Origin of the sequence: Blastococcus xanthinilyticus (assembly GCF_008124835.1) — a bacterium.
In the GTDB taxonomy this organism is placed as follows: domain Bacteria; phylum Actinomycetota; class Actinomycetes; order Mycobacteriales; family Geodermatophilaceae; genus Blastococcus; species Blastococcus xanthinilyticus.
In genome coordinates this window covers 454,224-472,420 of the sequence record NZ_VNHW01000001.1, presented here as the reverse complement: position 1 = coordinate 472,420, position 18,197 = coordinate 454,224, and the positions used below count along the sequence as shown (strand labels likewise).

The 18,197-nt window shown below is 76.0% G+C and carries 18 protein-coding genes; 11 read left to right on the top strand and 7 right to left on the bottom strand.

Annotated elements, in window-relative coordinates:
- Together BD833_RS02180 and BD833_RS02175 are read right to left on the bottom strand one after the other, a co-directional pair.
- Nucleotides 1-705, bottom strand: coding sequence for a GntR family transcriptional regulator (locus BD833_RS02180; RefSeq protein WP_166531458.1), 705 nt, complete (start codon nucleotides 703-705; stop codon nucleotides 1-3).
- Complete coding sequence (locus BD833_RS02175) at nucleotides 702-1,754, bottom strand: Ldh family oxidoreductase (protein ID WP_166531457.1); 1,053 nt, start codon at nucleotides 1,752-1,754, stop codon at nucleotides 702-704. The genes BD833_RS02180 and BD833_RS02175 overlap by 4 nt, the downstream gene beginning before the upstream one ends.
- Before the next feature lie 72 nt (nucleotides 1,755-1,826).
- Here BD833_RS02175 and BD833_RS02170 point away from each other — a divergent pair, with 72 nt between their 5' ends.
- From BD833_RS02170 to BD833_RS02145, 6 genes are all read left to right on the top strand, one after another.
- Entirely contained in the window at nucleotides 1,827-2,138 is a 312-nt protein-coding gene (locus BD833_RS02170; RefSeq protein WP_166531456.1) for a putative quinol monooxygenase, read from the top strand.
- On the top strand, nucleotides 2,135-2,575 hold the full coding sequence (locus BD833_RS02165; RefSeq protein WP_243737390.1) for a cupin domain-containing protein: 441 nt from the start codon (nucleotides 2,135-2,137) through the stop codon (nucleotides 2,573-2,575). Before BD833_RS02170 ends, BD833_RS02165 begins: the two co-directional genes overlap by 4 nt.
- Nucleotides 2,572-3,984 (top strand): NAD-dependent succinate-semialdehyde dehydrogenase, encoded by a 1,413-nt coding sequence (locus tag BD833_RS02160; RefSeq protein WP_166531455.1) that lies wholly within the window; start codon nucleotides 2,572-2,574, stop codon nucleotides 3,982-3,984. The genes BD833_RS02165 and BD833_RS02160 overlap by 4 nt, the downstream gene beginning before the upstream one ends.
- Before the next feature lie 23 nt (nucleotides 3,985-4,007).
- Nucleotides 4,008-5,033 (top strand): isocitrate/isopropylmalate dehydrogenase family protein, encoded by a 1,026-nt coding sequence (locus BD833_RS02155; RefSeq protein WP_166531454.1) that lies wholly within the window; start codon nucleotides 4,008-4,010, stop codon nucleotides 5,031-5,033.
- Nucleotides 5,034-5,118: 85 nt separating this feature from the next.
- The gene (locus BD833_RS02150) at nucleotides 5,119-5,526 is read left to right on the top strand and encodes a YciI family protein (RefSeq protein WP_166531453.1); all 408 of its coding nucleotides are present in this window, start codon (nucleotides 5,119-5,121) and stop codon (nucleotides 5,524-5,526) included.
- Between the two features lie 4 nt (nucleotides 5,527-5,530).
- Nucleotides 5,531-6,670 carry an RNA polymerase sigma factor gene (locus tag BD833_RS02145; protein WP_166531452.1) on the top strand — a complete coding sequence of 380 codons (1,140 nt, stop codon included), beginning with the start codon at nucleotides 5,531-5,533 and terminating at the stop codon, nucleotides 6,668-6,670.
- Between the two features lie 6 nt (nucleotides 6,671-6,676).
- Here the strand turns inward: BD833_RS02145 and BD833_RS02140 are convergent, their stop codons facing one another.
- Together BD833_RS02140 and BD833_RS02135 are read right to left on the bottom strand one after the other, a co-directional pair.
- Nucleotides 6,677-7,876, bottom strand: coding sequence for an MFS transporter (locus BD833_RS02140; RefSeq protein WP_243737389.1), 1,200 nt, complete (start codon nucleotides 7,874-7,876; stop codon nucleotides 6,677-6,679).
- On the bottom strand, nucleotides 7,873-8,553 hold the full coding sequence (locus BD833_RS02135; RefSeq protein ID WP_166531451.1) for a GntR family transcriptional regulator: 681 nt from the start codon (nucleotides 8,551-8,553) through the stop codon (nucleotides 7,873-7,875). The genes BD833_RS02140 and BD833_RS02135 overlap by 4 nt, the downstream gene beginning before the upstream one ends.
- Nucleotides 8,554-8,657: 104 nt before the next feature.
- Between BD833_RS02135 and rraA the strand changes: the two genes are divergently transcribed.
- On the top strand, nucleotides 8,658-9,158 hold the full coding sequence (rraA, locus tag BD833_RS02130) for a ribonuclease E activity regulator RraA (RefSeq protein ID WP_166531450.1): 501 nt from the start codon (nucleotides 8,658-8,660) through the stop codon (nucleotides 9,156-9,158).
- A 5-nt stretch (nucleotides 9,159-9,163) separates the two neighbouring features.
- Here rraA and BD833_RS02125 read toward each other — a convergent pair whose 3' ends face one another.
- Entirely contained in the window at nucleotides 9,164-9,391 is a 228-nt protein-coding gene (locus BD833_RS02125; protein WP_166531449.1) for a hypothetical protein, read from the bottom strand.
- Nucleotides 9,392-9,408: 17 nt separating this feature from the next.
- Between BD833_RS02125 and BD833_RS02120 the strand changes: the two genes are divergently transcribed.
- From BD833_RS02120 to eutC, 4 genes are all read left to right on the top strand, one after another.
- Entirely contained in the window at nucleotides 9,409-10,038 is a 630-nt protein-coding gene (locus BD833_RS02120) for a hypothetical protein (protein WP_166531448.1), read from the top strand.
- 141 nt (nucleotides 10,039-10,179) lie between these two features.
- A complete protein-coding gene (eat, locus tag BD833_RS02115; RefSeq protein WP_166531447.1) occupies nucleotides 10,180-11,646 on the top strand; it encodes an ethanolamine permease in 1,467 nt (488 codons plus the stop codon).
- Nucleotides 11,643-13,058 (top strand): ethanolamine ammonia-lyase subunit EutB, encoded by a 1,416-nt coding sequence (locus BD833_RS02110; RefSeq protein ID WP_166531446.1) that lies wholly within the window; start codon nucleotides 11,643-11,645, stop codon nucleotides 13,056-13,058. The genes eat and BD833_RS02110 overlap by 4 nt, the downstream gene beginning before the upstream one ends.
- Nucleotides 13,055-13,792, top strand: coding sequence for an ethanolamine ammonia-lyase subunit EutC (gene eutC / locus BD833_RS02105; protein ID WP_166531445.1), 738 nt, complete (start codon nucleotides 13,055-13,057; stop codon nucleotides 13,790-13,792). Before BD833_RS02110 ends, eutC begins: the two co-directional genes overlap by 4 nt.
- Here the strand turns inward: eutC and cydC are convergent.
- Nucleotides 13,761-17,147, bottom strand: a complete 3,387-nt coding sequence (gene cydC, locus BD833_RS02100) for a thiol reductant ABC exporter subunit CydC (protein ID WP_166531444.1) — start codon at nucleotides 17,145-17,147, stop codon at nucleotides 13,761-13,763. The two genes, eutC and cydC, sit on opposite strands and share 32 nt — an antisense overlap.
- Nucleotides 17,144-18,187 carry a cytochrome d ubiquinol oxidase subunit II gene (gene cydB, locus BD833_RS02095; protein ID WP_166531443.1) on the bottom strand — a complete coding sequence of 348 codons (1,044 nt, stop codon included), beginning with the start codon at nucleotides 18,185-18,187 and terminating at the stop codon, nucleotides 17,144-17,146. Before cydB ends, cydC begins: the two co-directional genes overlap by 4 nt.
- Between the last annotated feature and the right edge of the window lie 10 nt (nucleotides 18,188-18,197).

Genomic DNA, 18,197 nt, shown 5'->3' with positions numbered 1-18,197 from the left:
CTAGCCGAGCAGGTCCAGCCCCTCGCCGGGCCCCCGTGCGAGGTTGCGGAAGATGGTCGCCAGGCTCTGCTCGAGGTGGTCGGCGATCGCGGCCGCGGCCCCGTCGGCGTCCCCGGCCAGCAGCGCGTCGCACATGCGCAGGTGCTCGGCGACGGAGACCTCGACCCGCTGCGGGTCGACGTGGGAGAGGTTCCGCAGGCGGGCGGTGTGCGGCCGCAGCTCGGCGATGGTGCGGCGCAGGTGCTCGTTGCGGGTGGCGCCGATGATGGCCCAGTCGAACCGGTCGGCCAGCTCGTAGAACGCGCGGGAGCGGGCCTGCGAGGGCACCCGGCGCACCGTGCGGGCGAACTCGTTGCGCATCGCGGTGAAGAGCCGGCGCAGCTCCGGGTCGGCCGCGGCGGCCTCGGTGGCCTGACGCATCGCCGCCGGCTCCAGCAGGGTGCGGAAGTCGAACAGGTCGCGGACGCTCTGCAGGGACACCCGGGAGACGCGGGCCCCCTGGCGCGGCACGAGGTCGACCAGCCCCTCGGCGGCCAGCCGCCGCAGGGCCTCCCGGACCGGGGTGCGGGACGCGCCGGTGCGCTCCACCAGCCACAGCTCCGACAGCGGCGTGCCGGGTGCCAGCTCGCCGAGCTCGATCTCCTCCTTGAGCTGCCGGTGGACCAGGTCGGCCTTGCTGGCGTCGCCGCCGGCGGGGCCGCTCACCGGAGCGGCCCGAGCGGGACGCCGGTCGTGCCGGCCAGCTCGCGCAGCTCGGCCAGGGAGCCCTCGGCGAGCGCGATGCCGCCGGCGGCCAGGGCCGCGGCCTCCGCGCGGTCCTCCACCTCGCCCGGGAGGAAGACCTCGTCGAAGCCCTGCGCCAGCGGCACCGAGCGCACCTCGTCCACCAGCTGCCGGACCCGCTCCTCGTAGCCGGCCGGGTCGCCGAACGCCGCCGGGTCCAGCGCCAGGAACAGGTGCCCGCAGCCGCTGCGGACCCCGGCCTCGTACGGGCCGTGCACGCCGGTGCCGACGGCGCTGCCGGTGAGCGCGCCCGAGAGCACGTCCATGAGGAACGTGATGGCGTAGCCCTTGTGCCCGGCCATCGGCAGGATCACGCCGAGCACCCCCTCCGCCGGATCGGTCGTCGGCGCGCCGTCGGCCGTGAGCGCCCACCCCTCCGGGATGGCCTCGCCGCGGCTCTGCGCCAGGTAGATCTTGCCCCGGGCCACGGCGGTGTTCGCGATGTCCACGGCCACGACCCGGCCGTCCGGCGCCGGGGCGGCGATCGACCACGGGTTGGTGCCGAGCACCTTCTCCCTACCGCCCCAGGGCGCCATCGCGGGGCTGGCGTTGGTGGTGAGGACCGCGACGAAACCGTCCCGGGCGGCGCGGCGGGTGAACCACATGGCCGTGCCGAAGTGGTTGGAGTTCCGCACGCCGACGACGCCGACGCCGTGCGCGCGGGCCCGTTCGGTCGCCAGCGACCGGGCCCGGTCGGCCAGCACCTGCCCGATGCCGTCCCGCCCGTCCAGCAGCAGCAGGGCCCCGGTGTCGGAGAGGACCACGGGCTCGGTGACGGCGCGCATGGCGCCCGAGCGCAGCCGCGCGGCGTACCAGGGCAGGCGCAGCACGCCGTGCGACTGGTGCCCCCACAGGTCGGCCTGCACCAGGCTGTCGGCCACCAGGGCGCCGTCGTCGTCCGGCACGCCCAGCGCGGTCAGCACGCGGGCGCAGAAGGTGCGGAGCTGCTGGGGGTCGATCCGGTCGGTCATCGTGCGTCCTCTTCCCATCGGCTGCCGATACTGTATACAACTTGTATACAAACTCGAGCGATGGAGGCGCGCATGTTCAGCCTGGTGGTCCAGATGCAGGTCCGGCCCGGGAAGCGGGAGCAGTTCCTCGCCGGGATGTCGGCCAACGCGGAGGCGTCCGTCCGCGACGAGCCCGGCTGCCTGCGGTTCGACGTCAGCGCGGTCGAGGGCGACGAGAACCGCTTCCTGCTCTACGAGCTCTACACCGACGCCGAGGCGTTCGAGGCGCACAAGCGGGCGGCGCACTTCGCGCACTGGCGCACGATCGCCGGCGAGGTCGTCGCCGAGCAGGTCAACACCCCCGGCGCGCTGCTGGTCTCGCACGCCGCGGAGGGAACCCGGTGACCCCGGCCGGCTCCCGCCCCGTCCCACCGTCGATGGTGCTGCTGCCCGACGACATCGAGCGCTTCGACCGCGGCAACGGCGTGGTCACCATCCCGTTCGTCGGCAAGTGGAACTGCGCGGAGAACCGGGTGACGACGGGGATGACCGTCTTCTCGCCCGGCACCGGCATCCCGCTGCACTCGCACAACGTCGAGGAGACCGTGCTGGTCTACGAGGGCGAGGCCACCGCGGTCATCGGGGACGACGAGTTCGACCTGGTCGCCGGGCAGGCGACGTGGGTGCCCGCCGGGGTGCCGCACTGCTTCCGCAACCGAGGCGAGGGCTCGATGACCATCTACTGGGTCTACGGCGGCCGCGACGTCACCCGCACCGTCACCGCGACGGGGGAGACCTTCGAGCACCTGTCGGAAGCCGACCGTGGCGGGACACCGGCATGAGCGCCGTCGTCACCGTCAACCCGGCGACCGGCGAGCCGCTGGCCGAGTACGCGGCGTTCACCGACGCGGACGTCGACGCCGCGCTGGAACGGGCGGCCGGGGCGCAGCAGGAGTGGGCGGCGCGGCCGATCGACGAGCGCGCCGTCGTGCTCCGCCGGGTGGCCGGTCTCCTCCGCGAGGAGATCGACGACCTCGCCCTCCTCGTCACCCGGGAGATGGGCAAGCCGTTGGTCGAGGCGCGCGCCGAGGTCGAGAAGTGCGCCACCACCTGCGACTTCTACGCCGACAACACCGCGGCGTTCCTCGCCGACGAGCCGGTCGAGACCTCCGCCGACCGGAGCTGGATCTCCTACGACCCCGTCGGCGTGGTCCTCGCCGTCATGCCGTGGAACTTCCCGCTCTGGCAGGTGCTCCGGTTCGCCGCCCCCGCGCTGATGGCCGGCAACGGCGCGCTGCTGAAGCACTCGCCGAACACCACCGGCTGCGCGCTCGCGGTGGAGCGTCTGCTCGCCGCCGCCGGTGCGCCGGCGGGCCTGTTCGCCGCTCTCGTGGTCGCCGAGCCCGACGTCCCGGCGGTGACGGCCCGGCTGATCGCCGATCCGCGCATCGGCGCGGTGACCATCACCGGCAGCGAGCGCGCCGGCCGCGCGGTGGGCGCTGCCGCCGGCGGGGCCGTCAAGAAGTCGGTGCTGGAGCTCGGCGGCTCCGACCCGTTCGTCGTGCTCGCCGATGCGGACCTTCCCCGCGTGGCGGCCCTGGCGGCTCGCGGGCGGCTGATGAACGCGGGCCAGAGCTGCATCTCACCCAAGCGGCTGATCGTCGAGGCGTCGGTGGCCGAGGAGTTCACGCGACTGCTCGTGGCCGAGGTCGACGGCCTCGTCGTGGGCGACCCCGAGGCGTCAGGCACGCACGTCGGGCCGATGGCCCGCGCCGATCTGCGCGACGGCGTGCACCAGCAGGTCGAGGCGTCGGTCGCGGCCGGCGCGCGGCTGCTCGCCGGTGGGCACCCGCTGCCCGGCCCGGGGTGCTTCTACGCCCCGACCGTGCTGGCCGACGTGGTCCCCGGTGTCCCGGCCTACGAGGAGGAGGTCTTCGGCCCGGTCGCCGTGGTCATCGTGGCCCGGGACGAGGACGACGCCGTCCGCATCGCCGACGACACCCGCTTCGGCCTGGGCGCCAGCGTGTGGACCGGCGACCCCGCCCGGGGGATCGCCGTGGCCCGCCGGATCCGTTCCGGCGCCGCCTTCGTCAACGCGCTGGTCGCCTCCGACCCGCGCATGCCCTTCGGCGGCACGCGGGCCAGTGGCTACGGCCGGGAGCTGGCCGCCGCGGGGATCCGCGAGTTCGTGAACGTCCGCACCTGGTGGGTCCTGGACGAGCCCGGCGGCGCGGCCCCCGTCAGCGAGTGACCCGGAAGCTCCCGAGGAGAGACATGACCACCTCCCGCACCTATCACCTCGGCGTGCTGCTCGGTGACGGCATCGGGCCGGAGCCCGTCGACTGGCACGAGCTGCCCCTGGGGGCCGCGGCCATCGAGTCGCACGGCGGCGCGATACCCGCGACGACGATGGCCGCGCTCGGCGAGCTCGACGGCTGGCTGCTCGGACCGCACGACAGCGCGGCCTACCCGGAGCCGTTCCGGTCGCGGCTCAACCCCAGCGGCGCCATCCGCAAGCACTTCGACCTGTTCGCCAACATCCGCCCGGCGCGGGCCTTCGAGGGTGGGCGGGCGATCGCCCCGGACACCGACCTGGTGATCGTGCGGGAGAACACCGAGGGCTTCTACGCCGACCGCAACACGTACGCCGGCACGGGGGAGTACATGCCGACGGCGGACGTCGCGATCGCGATGGGCGTCTTCACCCGGCCGGCGATCGAGCGGATCGCGCGGACCGCCTTCGACCTCGCCCGGCGGCGTCGCAACCGGGTGACGATCGTGCACAAGGCCAACGTGCTGCAGCTGACCTCCGGGCTGTTCACGAAGGTGTGCCTGGAGGTGGGGGAGGGCTACCCCGACGTCGAGGTCGACGACGTCCACATCGACGCCATGACGGTGCACCTGCTGCGCCGGGCGGCCGACTTCGACGTGGTCCTGGCAGAGAACATGTTCGGCGACATCCTCTCCGACCTGGCCGGCGAGCTGGCCGGCTCACTGGGCATCGCGCCGTCGATCAACGCCTCCGACGACCGCTGCATGGCCCAGGCCGCGCACGGCTCGGCCCCGGACATCGCCGGCACGGGGCTGGCCGACCCGATCGCGATGGTGCTGTCCGCGGGCATGCTGCTGGACTGGCTGGGCCGGCGGCACGGCGACGAGCGGGCGGTCGACGGCGCCGTGCGGGTCGAGGCCGGTGTCCGGGCGGTCGTCCGGGCCGGGGTGAGCACCCGGGACCTCGGGGGCAGTGCGTCGACCGGCGAGTTCACCGACGCTGTCGTGCGGTGCATCGCCGGGGGCTGACCCCGGTCGGTGTCGAGAACGGGCGGCCGGTTCCGTCCCAGGTACGAGGCGGCCAGGATGGGCCGCACCGTGCGAGGGAGTACCCATGGCCAAGTACCTGCTGCTCAAGCACTACCGCGGCGCGCCGGCGGCGGTGAACGACGTGCCGATGGACCGGTGGACGCCGGCGGAGATCGACGCCCACATGACGTACATGGACGACTTCGCCAAGCGGCTGGAAGAGTCCGGCGAGTACGTCGACGGTCAGGCCCTCAAGCCCGAGGGCGCGTGGGTCCGGTCCGACGGCGACGGGCGGCCACCGGTCACCGACGGCCCGTTCGCGGAGACCAAGGACCTGATCGCCGGCTGGATGATCATCGACGTCGACGCCTGGGAGCGCGCCGTCGAGCTGGCAGGGGAGCTGTCCGCCGCGCCCGGGGCGGGCGGGAAGCCCATCCACGAGTGGCTGGAGGTGCGGCCGCTCTTCCCCGCACCGCCCACGGTCGACGACTGACGCGGTGGACGACGTCCGCCTGCGGGAGATCGTGCCCGCGGTGATCGGCGTCCTCGTCCGGCGCGGAGCGGACTTCGCGTCGGCCGAGGACGCCGTCCAGGAGGCGCTGGTCTCGGCCGTCGCGAACTGGCCGGCCGACCCGCCCCGTGACCCCCAGGGCTGGCTGGTCACCGTGTCGTGGCGCAAGCACCTGGACCAGCTGAGGTCCGGGCGGGCGCGCGCGGGCCGGGAGGTCGCGTACGACCTGGAGCCGCCACCGGGGCCCGTGCCCACGGCCGACGACACGCTCCGGCTGTACTTCCTGTGCGCCCACCCGACGCTGCCGCCGGCCTCGGCGGTGGCGCTCACGCTCCGCGCCGTCGGCGGGCTCACCACCCGCCAGATCGCCGAGGCCTACCTGGTGCCGGAGCCGACGATGGCCCAGCGGATCAGCCGGGCCAAGCGGCGCCTCGCGGCGGTGCGGCTGGACGAACCCGGCGACCTCCCGACGGTGCTGCGGGTGCTCTACCTCATCTACAACGAGGGGCACTCCGGGGAGGTCGACCTCGCCACCGAGGCGATCCGGGTGACCCGGCAGCTGGCGGCGGTGGCCGACGAGCCGGAGGTCGCCGGCCTCCTCGCGCTCGAGCTGCTGCACCACGCGCGCCGGGATGCCCGCACCGACGCCACCGGCCGGCTGGTCCCGCTCGCCGAGCAGGACCGGTCGCGGTGGGATCCCGCGATGATCGCCGAAGGCGTCGCGGTCCTGCAGGCCGCGCTCGCCCGCGACCGGCTCGGCGAGTACCAGGCGCAGGCGGCGATCGCCGCCCTGCACGCCGACGCCCGGAGCGTCGAGGAGACCGACTGGGTGCAGATCGTGGAGTGGTACGACGAGCTCGTCGGCCTCACCGGCTCACCCGTCGCCCGGCTCAACCGCGCCGTGGCGGTCGGGGAGGCCGACGGCGCCCTCGCGGGGCTGGCCGCCCTGGCCGAGCTGGACCCCGCCCTGCCGAGGCACACCGCCGCCTCGGCGTACCTGCACGAGCGGGCCGGGCGGCTCGCCGAGGCCGCCGACCGCTACGCCGCGGCAGCGCGGGCGGCGTCGAACGCGGCCGAGCGCGACCACCTCACCCGGCAGGCGGCGCGGCTCCGGCAGTCCGGCTGACCCGCGTCACGTGCCCGGACCACCGTCCACGGCCAGCCGCCGGGCGGCGAACCCGACGACCCCGAGGGCGGCGGCGGTGGCCCAGAGCACGCCGGCGGCCCCCACCCCGGCCGCGACGAGACCGACCGTGCTGGGGATCAGCACCTGGCCCAGGCGGTTGCCGGTGAGCCGCAGCGACATGGCCCGTCCGCGCAGCCCGGCGGGGGCGACCTCGGCGAGCCAGGACATCGTCAGCGGCTGGCCGACGCCCAGGCCGAGGCCGAGGAGCACCACCAGGACGGCGAGGGCGGCCGGTGGCAGGGGAGCCGCGACGGCGGCCATCGACACCGCCGACAGCGCGACGCTGACGATCATCAGCCGGCGGCGGCCCACCCAGGCCACCAGCCGCCCGAGGAAGAACCGGGAGGCCATCGAGGCCACCGCCCGCAGCGTCAGCAGGAGGCCGACGACGCCGGCCGCCAGGCCCCGGTCGGCTCCCAGCGCCGGCAGGTAGACCAGCGTGATGTCGACGGCGGCGAGCACCACGCAGCTGATCACCAGGGCCCGCACCAGTCCGGGGAGGCGCAGCAGGGTGCCCATGCCGCCGGCCTCCGCGGCACCTCCGTAGCGCGCCCGTCCCGGTATCCGCAGCACGACGGTGCAGGCCAGCAGGACGACGCCCAGCCCGGTGGCCGTGAGGAAGATCGGCCGGGTGTCGGGCAGCGCTCCGGACCCACCGACGAGGGTGATCAGCGCGGGGCCGATCGCCTGCCCCAGCGAGGCGGCGAAGGTGTAGTGGCCGAACGCGGTGTCGAAGCGGCCGGGGCCGGCGGTGTTCGCGACCGCGGCCTGCTGGCCCACCACCGAGAGCAGGTGCCCGGTGCCCAGGACGACGCTGCCGAGGACCAGGCCGGCCGCACCACCCCGCTCCGTGGCGAAGACGACGGCCGACAGCGCCAGGAGCACGGCCCCGACGAGCATCACCCGGCGCTCGCCGAACCGGTCGGTGGCCTGGCCCGACGGCACCGCGAGCAGCAGGGGGACGACGGCGAAGGACGCGGTGAGCGCACCCAGCCAGGCGGTCGGGACGTCCAGCTCCAGCGCCCGGTAGGCCGAGGTCGGGCGGAGCACGAAGGTGACCACCTGGGTGAGCGCGGAGTGCGCCAGGAGCAGCCAGAGCATGCGACGGCCGGGACCCGTGCGCCCGCCGTCGGCCGGGGTGCTCACCGGGCGCGCTGCGGCTCGCCCAGGCGGTCCAGCGACCGGGCGCCCAGGCTGGTGCGGACGTGGCGGCTCATGAGCTCGGCGGCGGCGTCGGCGTCCTGGTCCCGGACCGCCTCGAACAGTTGCCGGTGCTCGGTGGCCCGGGCGTCGAGCTCCGCGTCGCTGCGACCCTCCTCGAGCCCGTGCCGCCGGTAGCGGTCGGTCTTGGTCCAGAGGTCGTCCAGCGTCTGCACCAGCAGCGCGTTGTGCGCGGCGCGGTGGATGGCGGCGTGGAACCGGTGGTGGCTCTCCAGCTGGCCGGCCGACGGGCTGGGGCTCAGGGACTCCAGGCCGTCGAGCGCCGCGCGGACCTGCGCGAGGTCGTCGTCGGTGCGGCGCCGCGCGGCCAGCGACGCGGCCAGTGGGTCGAGGGTCTCCCGGAGCTCCAGCAGGTCGCGCGCCTCGGCCGCGTCCAGCGGCCGCACCCGCGCGTCGCGGTGCGCGTCGAGCTCCACCAGGCCTTCCTGCTTCAGCCGGCGCAGCGCCTCGCGCAGGGGGGTGGTGCTCATGCCGATGGTGCGGGCCAGCGCCGCCTGGGGGAGCACCTCGCCGGGCGCCAGCTCGCCGGACAGGATCAGCCCGCGCACGCGGGTGTAGGCCAGGTCGCTCTTGGTCGCGTACTCCGCGGGAACCTCTGCCACGCATCTCCCCTCGTCGCGCTATAGGTTATAACCTCGGTTGCAGGGCAGCGAGCACCGCCACCCGCCAGCGAGCACCGCCATCCAGCAGAGAGCGAGCGAGCCGCATGAGCAGCCAGCCGACGACCTTCGCGACCACGGACGTGTCCGACGCCCATCCGGACGGGCAGGTCTGCGACCCGGTCTTCCAGATCTTCGGCGGGGTGGTCGCCTTCAGCGGCTCGATCGCCACCCTCAAGGTCTTCGAGGACAACACCCTGGTGAAGCAGGCCGTCGAGGGCCCGGGGGAGGGGCGGGTGCTGGTCGTCGACGGTGGCGGCTCGACCCGGTGCGGGCTGGTCGGCGGGAACCTGGCGGTCTCCGCGGCGACCAACGGCTGGGCCGGGATCGTGGTGAACGGGTGCATCCGGGACGCCGACGAGCTGGCCGCTCAGCCGCTCGGCGTCCGCGCGCTCGCCGCCATGCCGCGCAAGAGCCGGCGCGGGCTGCACTCCGGGCAGGCCGGCATCCCGGTGGTCTTCGCCGGCGCGGTCTTCCGGGACGGGGAGTGGCTCTGCGCCGACCGCGACGGCATCGTCGTGCTGCCCGAGGCCCCTGCCCCGGGCTGAGCGGCTCAGCGGCGGCGGAGCACCTGCGCCAGCCGGTGCCGGCGACCGGCGGTCAGCTCGGCCACCGGCACCGGCTCGGGTGCGGCGCCCGCGACCGCGTGCCGCTCGTGCAGCCGGGTGCGGACGTCGTCGGGGGAGTAGGCGCGGCGCTGGCGCTCGTTGCGCGCCAGCACGGTGCCCGTCGCGGCGACACCGGCGAGGCCGGCCAGTCCGATCAGCTTCCAGAGGCGCACCTCCGTAACGTAGCGCCGTGCCCACGCTGACCCTGGACGAGGCGGTCGACCTCACCCGCACCGGCGACGTGTGGATCTTCCGGGGCGGTTCGCTGGCCGACCGCGCGATCCGGACCTTCACCAACGCCCCGGTCAACCACGTCGGCATGGCCGTGGTGCTGGAGGACCTGCCCCCGCTGCTGTGGCACGCGGAGCTCGGGAGGTCGCTGCCCGACGCGTGGACCGGCCAGCACCAGCGGGGCGTCCAGCTGCACGAACTGCGCGACGCCGTCCTCACCTGGCGGCAGCGCTACGGGCAGCAGGCGTGGCTGCGGCAGCTGGTCGGGCCGGCCGAGGACGGCGGCGTCACCCCGGCGATGGAGGACGCCGTGCTGCGCACCGTCGCGCGGCTGGACGGCCGCCCCTTCCCGACCACCCGCGGCCTGGTGCGCGGCTGGGTGAACGGCCGGCTGCGCCGGCAGACCGCCGCCGAGACCGTGTTCTGCGCGGAGCTGGTCGCGGCCACCTACACGGCGATGGGGCTGCTCCCCGGCGACCGGCCGCTGAACGCCTACGACCCGGGCAGCTTCTGGTCCGGCGACGACCTGGCGCTGGAGCAGGGTGCGCGGCTGGGCCCGGAGATCCCGGTCGAGGTCCCGCCGGCCTGACCCGTGGGCGGGAGCGCCCTGCCCGCACGCGTCGTCGTGTGAACTCCGTGTTCCGTCCTGTCGCAGGGCATTGCCCGGGTGGGGGACGGGGGCCAGGCTGTGCCCACCCGACCTGCGGGGGCCCACCCGGGAGGCCCACCCATGACCGCGGATCCACGAGTTCGTCCAGCCCGGCCGGCGTCCCGGCACGCCGGGGTCGAGGCCGAGGCCGTCGAGGCCGGCTACCACCAGAAGCGCCAGCTGCGCGGCGGGACGGCGGGCTGGGTGCTGCTGGCCGGCCTCGGCGTCGCCGCGGTCATCTCCGGTGACTACGCCGGGTGGAACTTCGGGCTGGCCGAGGGCGGCTTCGGCGGGCTGCTGATCGCCGTCGTCCTCATGGCGGTCATGTACTCGGCGATGGTCTTCGGGCTGGCCGAGCTGGGCTCGGCGCTGCCGACCGCCGGCGGCGGGTACACCTTCGCCCGGCGGGCGCTCGGCCCCTGGGGCGGCTACGCGACCGGGGTCGCGGTGCTGATCGAGTACGCGATCGCGCCGGCCGCGATCGCCACGTTCATCGGCGCCTACGTCGAGTCGCTGGGGCTCTTCGGCATCACCGACGGCTGGTGGGTGTACCTCGCCGCCTACGCCCTCTTCATCGGCATCCACCTGCTCGGCGTCGGGGAGGCGCTGAAGGTCATGCTGGCCATCGCCGCGGTCGCCGTGGCCGGCCTGGTGCTCTACCTGGTGGGGGCCATCCCCGCCTTCGACCCGGCGAACCTCACCGACATCGCGCCCACCGACGCGGCCGGCGCCTCGGAGTTCCTGCCGTTCGGCCTCATGGGCGTCTGGGCGGCGTTCCCGTTCGCCATCTGGTTCTTCCTGGCGGTGGAGTGCGTCCCGCTGGCGGCCGAGGAGGCGCGCGACCCGGCCCGGTCCATGCCGCGCGGCATCGTCGCGGCCATGGGCCTGCTGCTGGTGCTCGCGGTGCTCATGCTGGTGTTCACCGCCGGCGCCGGCGGTGCGGAGACGATGTCGGCCAGCGGGAACCCGCCGGTGGAGGCGCTCGAGGTGGCCGGGGCCTCCAGCGCCCTCACCACGGTCATCAACTACGCCGGGCTGGTCGGGCTGGTCGCCAGCTTCTTCTCGATCATCTACGCCTACTCCCGGCAGACGTTCGCGCTGTCCCGTGCCGGCTACCTGCCGCGGGCGCTGTCGGTGACCAACTCCCGCAAGGCCCCGGTCCTGGCCCTGCTGGTGCCCGGGGCCATCGGCTTCGCGCTCTCGCTGACCGGCCAGGGCGCGATGCTGCTGAACATGGCCGTCTTCGGCGCGACGGTCTCCTACGTGCTCATGATGGTCAGCCACATCGTGCTGCGCCGCCGCGAGCCGGACCTGCCCCGCCCGTACCGGACGCCGGGTGGCACGGCCACCACCGGCGTCGCGCTGGTGCTCGCCGCCGCCGCGGTGGTCGCCACCTTCCTGGTCGACGAGGTCGCCGCGCTGTGGACGCTGGGCGCCTACGCGGTCTTCCTGGGCTACTTCGCCCTGTACAGCCGCCACCACCTGGTCGCCTCGGCTCCCGAGGAGGAGTTCGAGCTGCTGGCCGCGGCCGAGGAGGAGGTGCGGTGACGGTCCGCCGGACGACGCTGGGCGGGCACACCCACGAGTTCGCGTCCCTGTCCGACCTGCTCGCCAAGGCCACCCCGGCCCGCTCCGGTGACGCGCTCGCCGGGTGCGCGGCGGAGTCGGCGGCGCAGCGGGTGGCCGCCCAGTCGCTGCTCGCCGACCTGCCGCTGGCCACCTTCCTCGAGGAGCAGGTGGTCGGGTACGAGGAGGACGACGTCACCCGGCTGATCCTGGACACCCACGACCCGGGAGCGTTCGCGCCGGTGGCCGGGCTGACGGTGGGGGAGTTCCGCGACCGGCTGCTGGGCTGGGCCGCCGAGGGCGACGAGGCGTCGATCGGCGCGCTGGCCCCCGGGCTGACCCCGGAGATGGTGGCGGCCACCTCGAAGCTGATGCGCAACGCCGACCTGGTCGCGGTGGGGCGGCGGGCGCGGGTGGTGACCGGCCTGCGCAGCACGCTCGGGCTGCCGGGCCGGCTGGCCTCGCGGTTGCAGCCCAACCACCCCACCGACGACCCGGTCGGCGTCACCGCCTCGATCGTCGACGGGCTGCTCCAGGGCTCCGGCGACGCGGTCATCGGCATCAACCCGGCCACCGACTCGCCGGGGCGGACGGTCGCGCTGCTCGAGCTGGTCGACGCGGTGATCCAGCGGTACGCGATCCCCACCCAGTCCTGCGTGCTCGCCCACGTGACCACGACGCTCCGCGCGCTGGAGAAGGGAGCGCCGGTGGACCTGGTCTTCCAGTCCGTCGCCGGCACCCAGCCGGCCAACCGGGGCTTCGGCGTCACCCTCGACCTGCTCGCCGAGGCCCGGGCCGGCGCGCTGGAGCTCGGCCGCGGCACCGTCGGCCGGAACGTCACCTACTTCGAGACCGGGCAGGGGTCGGCGCTGTCGGCCGACGCGCACCGCGGGATCGACGGGCGGCCGGTGGACCAGCAGACCCTGGAGGCGCGGGCGTACGCGGTGGCCCGGCACTTCGAGCCGCTGCTGGTCAACACCGTCGTCGGGTTCATCGGGCCGGAGTACCTCTACGACGGCAAGCAGGTGATCCGGGCCGGGCTGGAGGACCACTTCTGCGGCAAGCTGCTCGGCCTGCCCATGGGGGTCGACGTCTGCTACACCAACCACGCCGAGATCGACGGCGACGACACCGACACCCTCACCCTGCTGCTCGGGGCGGCCGGCTGCTCGTTCGTCATCGCCGTCCCGGGGTCGGACGACGTGATGCTGCACTACCAGTCGCTGTCGTTCTCCGACGTCCTCACCGCCCGGCAGGTGCTGGGGCTGCGCCCGGCACCGGAGTTCGAGGACTGGCTGACCCGGATGGACCTGCTCGACGACGCCGGCCGGGTGCGGTCGCTGGCCCCGGACGCCCCGGCGGCGAAGGCGCTGCTCGCGGCGGCGCGGGCATGAGCGCGCCGGCCCGCCCGGGCGGCGACGACCCGTGGTCGGTGCTGCGGGCGGCGACCCGGGCGAGGGTGGCGCTGGGCCGGGCCGGGGACGGGCTGCCGACCGCCCGGGAGCTGGAGTTCCGGCTGGCGCACGCGGTGGCCCGCGACGCCGTGCACACCGCCTTCGACCCCGCCGTCGTCCGGGCCGGGCTCGACGGGGTGTCGTCGATCGAGGTGCACTCGGCCGCCGCCGACCGCGCGGAGTACCTGCAGCGACCGGATCTCGGGCGGCGGCTGGCGGCAGGGACGACGCTGCCGCGGGCCAGGGCCGACCTGGCGCTGGTGCTGGCCGACGGGCTCTCCCCGCGCGCGGTCCACGAGCACGGGGCGCCGCTGGCGACGGCCCTGCTCGACCGGCTGGCCGACTGGTCGGTGGGCCCGGTGGTGCTGGCGTCGCAGGCGAGGGTCGCTCTGGGCGACGAGATCGGCGCGGCGCTCGGGGCGCGGGCGGTCGTGGTGCTGATCGGGGAGCGGCCGGGGCTCTCCTCGGCGGACTCGCTCGGCGTGTACCTCACCTGGGACCCGCGCCCGGGGCGGATCGACTCCGAGCGCAACTGCGTCTCCAACGTCCGGCCGCCGCACGGGCTGGGCTACGCGGAGGCCGCCGACCTCGTCGTCCGGCTCCTGGTGGCGGCCCGGGAGCTCGGCGCCTCGGGCGTGGCGCTCAAGGACGAGGGGCCGGCGCTCCCGGGCTGACCGGGATGTGCTCGGCACCCAGCCGGACGACGGTGTCGCCCGGTTCGGCCAGCCCCTCGTCGTGGGTGACGCAGACGACGACCCGCCCGGCCAGCGCGCGGCGCAGGTCGCGCACCAGTGCCTCGGCCGTGGGGGCGTCCAGGTGGGCGGTCGGCTCGTCGAGCAGGACCACGTCCCGCCCGGCCAGCAGCGCCCGGGCCGCGGCCAGCCGGCGCCGCTCCCCGCCGGACAGCCCCGTGCCACCGGCACCGACGGGGGTGTCGAGGCCGGCGGGGAGCGTGGCCAGCAGCCCGCCCAGCCCGCTCGCGGTCAGGGCCGCCCGCATCCGGTCCTCGCCGTCGGCCCCGGCCAGGGCGCCGCGGGGAGCGGCCAGGGCCAGGTTCGCCCGGATGCTCGAGGCGAAGACGTGCGCCTCCTGGGGCAGCCAGGCGGTGCGCGCCCGCAGGTCCGCACCGCGGATCCGGTCGACCGGCGTCCCGTCGACCGAGTAGCTGCCCGCCCGCGGGCGCAGCGCCGCCATCAGCACGGCGAGGAAGGTGGACTTGCCGCTGCCCGACGGGCCGCGGACCACCAGCCAGCCCTCTCCCGCGGCGGCGGAGGCGGCCAGCCCGCGCAGGACGTCCGGACCGCCCGGCCAGCCGGCCGCCAGGTCCTCGACGACCAGCGAGGTGACGGGGGACGGAGCCGGGAGCGGGTCGGCCGGATCGGCCGCCACCGGGGCGTCCAGGACGGCGTCGATCCGCGCCCGGGCGTCGGCCAGCGCACCGCGCCGCTGCAGCGCGGGCACCAGGCCGGCCAGCGGCTCGGCGAGGGCGAGCGGGGCCAGCGCCAGGGCGGCTGCTGCCGGGCCACCGAGGCCGGCCCGCGCGCCGAGGGCGATGGCGAGCACGGCGGCCAGCCCGGTGCCGGCCACGACCAGCCCGGTGCTCAGCGCCGCGGCCCGGGACCCGGTGTCCGCGGAGCGTCCCTGCCGGTCGGCGAGCGCGGCCAGATCGGCCGCCGTCCGGCCGGCCAGCCCGTGGGCGCGCAGGTCGGCGGCACCCTCCAGGGCCGCCGTGGTCTCGCGCAGCGTCGCCACCTGGAGCGTGCCGGCGGCGCGGGCGGCGCCGGCATCGAGGGAGCGGTGCACGAGCAGGACCAGCGCCGCGGTGACGGCGAGGGTGGCGGCGATCGCGCCGGCGGCGAGGAGGTCGACGAACGCCAGGGCGGTGACGGTGACGGCGGGCACCGCCACCGCGACCGCCAGCGGGGGGCGCACCCGCACGGTCAGGTCCTGCACCAGGCCGATGTCGCCGACGACCCGGGCGAGGGCGGCACCCGGGGTCCGGTCGGCGGCCAGGCCCTGCGCGGCCAGCGCCTCCCAGACCCGCACCCGGGTCTGCGTGGCGAGCCGGAGGGCGGCGTCGTGGGCGGCCAGCCGTTCCAGCCAGCGCAGCGCGGCGCGGGCCACGCCGAAGCCGCGCACCCCGGCGGTGGCGACCAGCAGGGTGAGCACGGGCGGCGCCTCCGCGGCCCGGACGATCAGCCACCCCGAGACGGCGGTCAGCGCGACACCGGCGAGGGAGGACAGGGTGCCGAACAGCACGGCGCGGCGCATCGTCCTGGCCACCTTGTCGGCAGCCGGCCCGTGCGCAGCCACATCGGCGGCCGGGGGCGACGAGATCGGCGACGTGGGCGGCACCGCGGCCGGGAGCTGTGCGGGCACCGGGGCGGGGTCCGCGGGACCGGGCGCGGGGAGCGCCACGGTGCGGTCGGCGAGGGCGGCCAGCCGCGGGTCGTGGGTGACCAGGAGCGTGCTGACCGTGCCGCGCAGTCCGGCCACCACGTCGGCGACGAGCGCCGTGCCGTCCTCGTCGAGGTGGGCGGTCGGCTCGTCGAGCAGGAGCAGCCGGGCGCCGCGGCGGATGCGCACCAGCGCGCGGGCCAGCCCGACGCGCTGCAGCTCGCCGGGGGAGAGGCTCTCCGGAGCCCGGCCGGCCAGGTGGCCCAGACCGACGCGGCGCAGCGCCTCCACGACGTAGGCCTCGCCGACGATCTCGTCGATCCCGGGCTCGCAGCCGGCGTGCCGGCGCAGCTCGTCGGCGACCGTCCGCCCGGTGGTCCGGGGGAACTGCGGCGCGTACGCGACCGCGCCGGCGGGGACCCCGGCCACGGTGCCGGCCACCACCGCGCCGGGGGGCAGCCCGCCGGCCAGGGCGGCCAGCAGGGTGGTTTTGCCCGAGCCGCTGGGCCCGGTCACCGACACCAGGTCGCCGGGACGCAGGACCAGGTCGGTGGGCGGCAGCGCGGGCACCGACCGCCCGGGGTGGGCGACGGACAACCCGTGCACCGCGACGTCGGCGCCCCGAGGGTCGTCGTCGGCGCCGGCCGGCGCCGACGGGCCGGCAGCGGGCGCGGCCAGCACCGAGCGGGCCTCGGCCGAGGCGAGCGCGGCGTCCTCGGCCGAGTGGTGGGCGGCGCCCAGGGCACGCAGCGGCGCGAACGCCTCGGGGGCCAGGAGCAGCGCGGTCAGACCGAGCGCGAGGGTCAGGTCGCCGTGAAGCAGGCGCAGCCCGACGGTGACTGCCACCAGGGCCACCGAGAGGGTGGCGATCAGCTCGAGGACGAGCGCGGAGAGGAACGCCACCCGCAGGGTGGCCAGCGTCCGCGTCCGGTGGGTCTCGCCGAGCTGGGCGAGCGCGGCGGTCTGCTCGGCGGCCCGGCCCAGCCCGACGAGCACCGGCAGTCCGCGGACCAGCTCGGTGACGTGCGCCGCGATGCGGTCCAGCGCGCGGGCGGAGTCCGCGGTCGCGTCCTGGGTGTACCGGCCGACCAGCACCATGAAGACCGGGACCAGCGGCAGGGTGACCGCGACGAGGACGGCGGAGAGCAGGTCGGTGGCGGCCAGCACGACCAGCAGGGCCGGCGGGACCACCAGCGTGCGGGCCAGCGCGGGGAGGTAGGTGGTCAGCGCCGGGCCGAGGTCGTGCAGCCGGGTGGTGGCCAGCACGGCGGCCGGACCGGTGCCGCCGGCCGCGGCCACCGCCGCGGGGGAGCCGGCGAAGCGCTCCAGCAGCCGCCGGCGCAGCTCGTCCTCCGCGCGGCGGGCGTCGCGGGCGGCCACCGCCTCGCCGACCGAGCCGGCCGTGGCACGCACCGCGGCGCCGGCCGCCGCCAGGAGCAGGGGGATGGTCAGCGGTCCGTCGGCGAACCCGGACACCCGCGCCACCGCGTGCGCGAGGCCGGCCGCCAGCAGCACCAGGCCCGCCGTCTGCACGAGGGCCGCGAGCGCCGACCGGACCAGCGCGCCGCGCAACCCGGGGACGCCCGCCAGCGCTCCGAGGGGGCCCCGCGGCGACGTCGGGCCGGCGCTCACGCGGGCACCTCCCCGGGTGCGGGCGCGGTGCCGGCGGCCGGCGCGTCCTCGTGCTGCGGCTCGGCGGTCAGCCGCTTGCGGAAGACCCAGTAGGTCCACGCCTGGTAGCCGAGGACGACGGGAAGCCCGAACGCGGCCACCCAGGTCATGATGGTGAGCGTGTAGTCGCTCACCGACGCGGTGGCGATCGTGACGTCGAAGGCCGGGTCGATCGTCGAGGGGACGACGACGGGGTACGCGGCACCGAAGATCGTCGCGGCCGACGACACGAGCATCACCGCCCAGGCGGCGAACGCCTGGCCCTCGCGGTCGACCTTGATGCGGACCCAGGTCACCAGGACCGCGAGCGCGGCGACCGCCCACAGCGCCGCGGTGACCGGGGTCCCGTACCGCAGGTGCGCGACCAGCGCCCACGCCAGCAGCGGCAGCGCGGCGACCGGCGCCCAGCGCAGCGCGAGGGCCCGGGCGCGCAGCCGGATGTCACCGTCGGTCTTCAGCGCCAGGAACAGCGCGCCGTGGACGACGGAGAAGGCGCCGACCGCGACCGCCCCGAGCAGCGCCGTCCAGCCCACGCCGGCGAAGCTGCCGCCCACCCGGATCCCGTCGGCGTCGATCGGCAGCCCCAGGGTGGTGGTGGCCAGCGCGGCTCCCACGCCGAGCGCCGCGATCAGCGAGCCGGCGGTGATCACGTGGGTCCAGGTGCCGTCCCAGCGCGGGTCGTGCGACTGGTGCCGCCACTCGAAGGCGACGGCCCGGACGATCAGCCCGAGCAGGACCAGCACGAACGGCAGGTACAGCACCGGCAGCCAGGTGGCGTACCAGCCGGGGAAGGCGGCGAACACCGCCCCGGCCGCGGTGATCAGCCACACCTCGTTGCCGTCCCAGAGCGGGCCGATGCTGCGCAGCATCAGGTGCCGGTCGGCGGGCCGGCGGCCCAGCACGGGCAGCAGCGCGGCGACGCCGAAGTCGAACCCCTCGAGCAGGAGGAAGCCGGTCCACAGCACGGCGACGGCGGCGAACCACAGGGTCTGCAGGTCCATGACTCTCGTC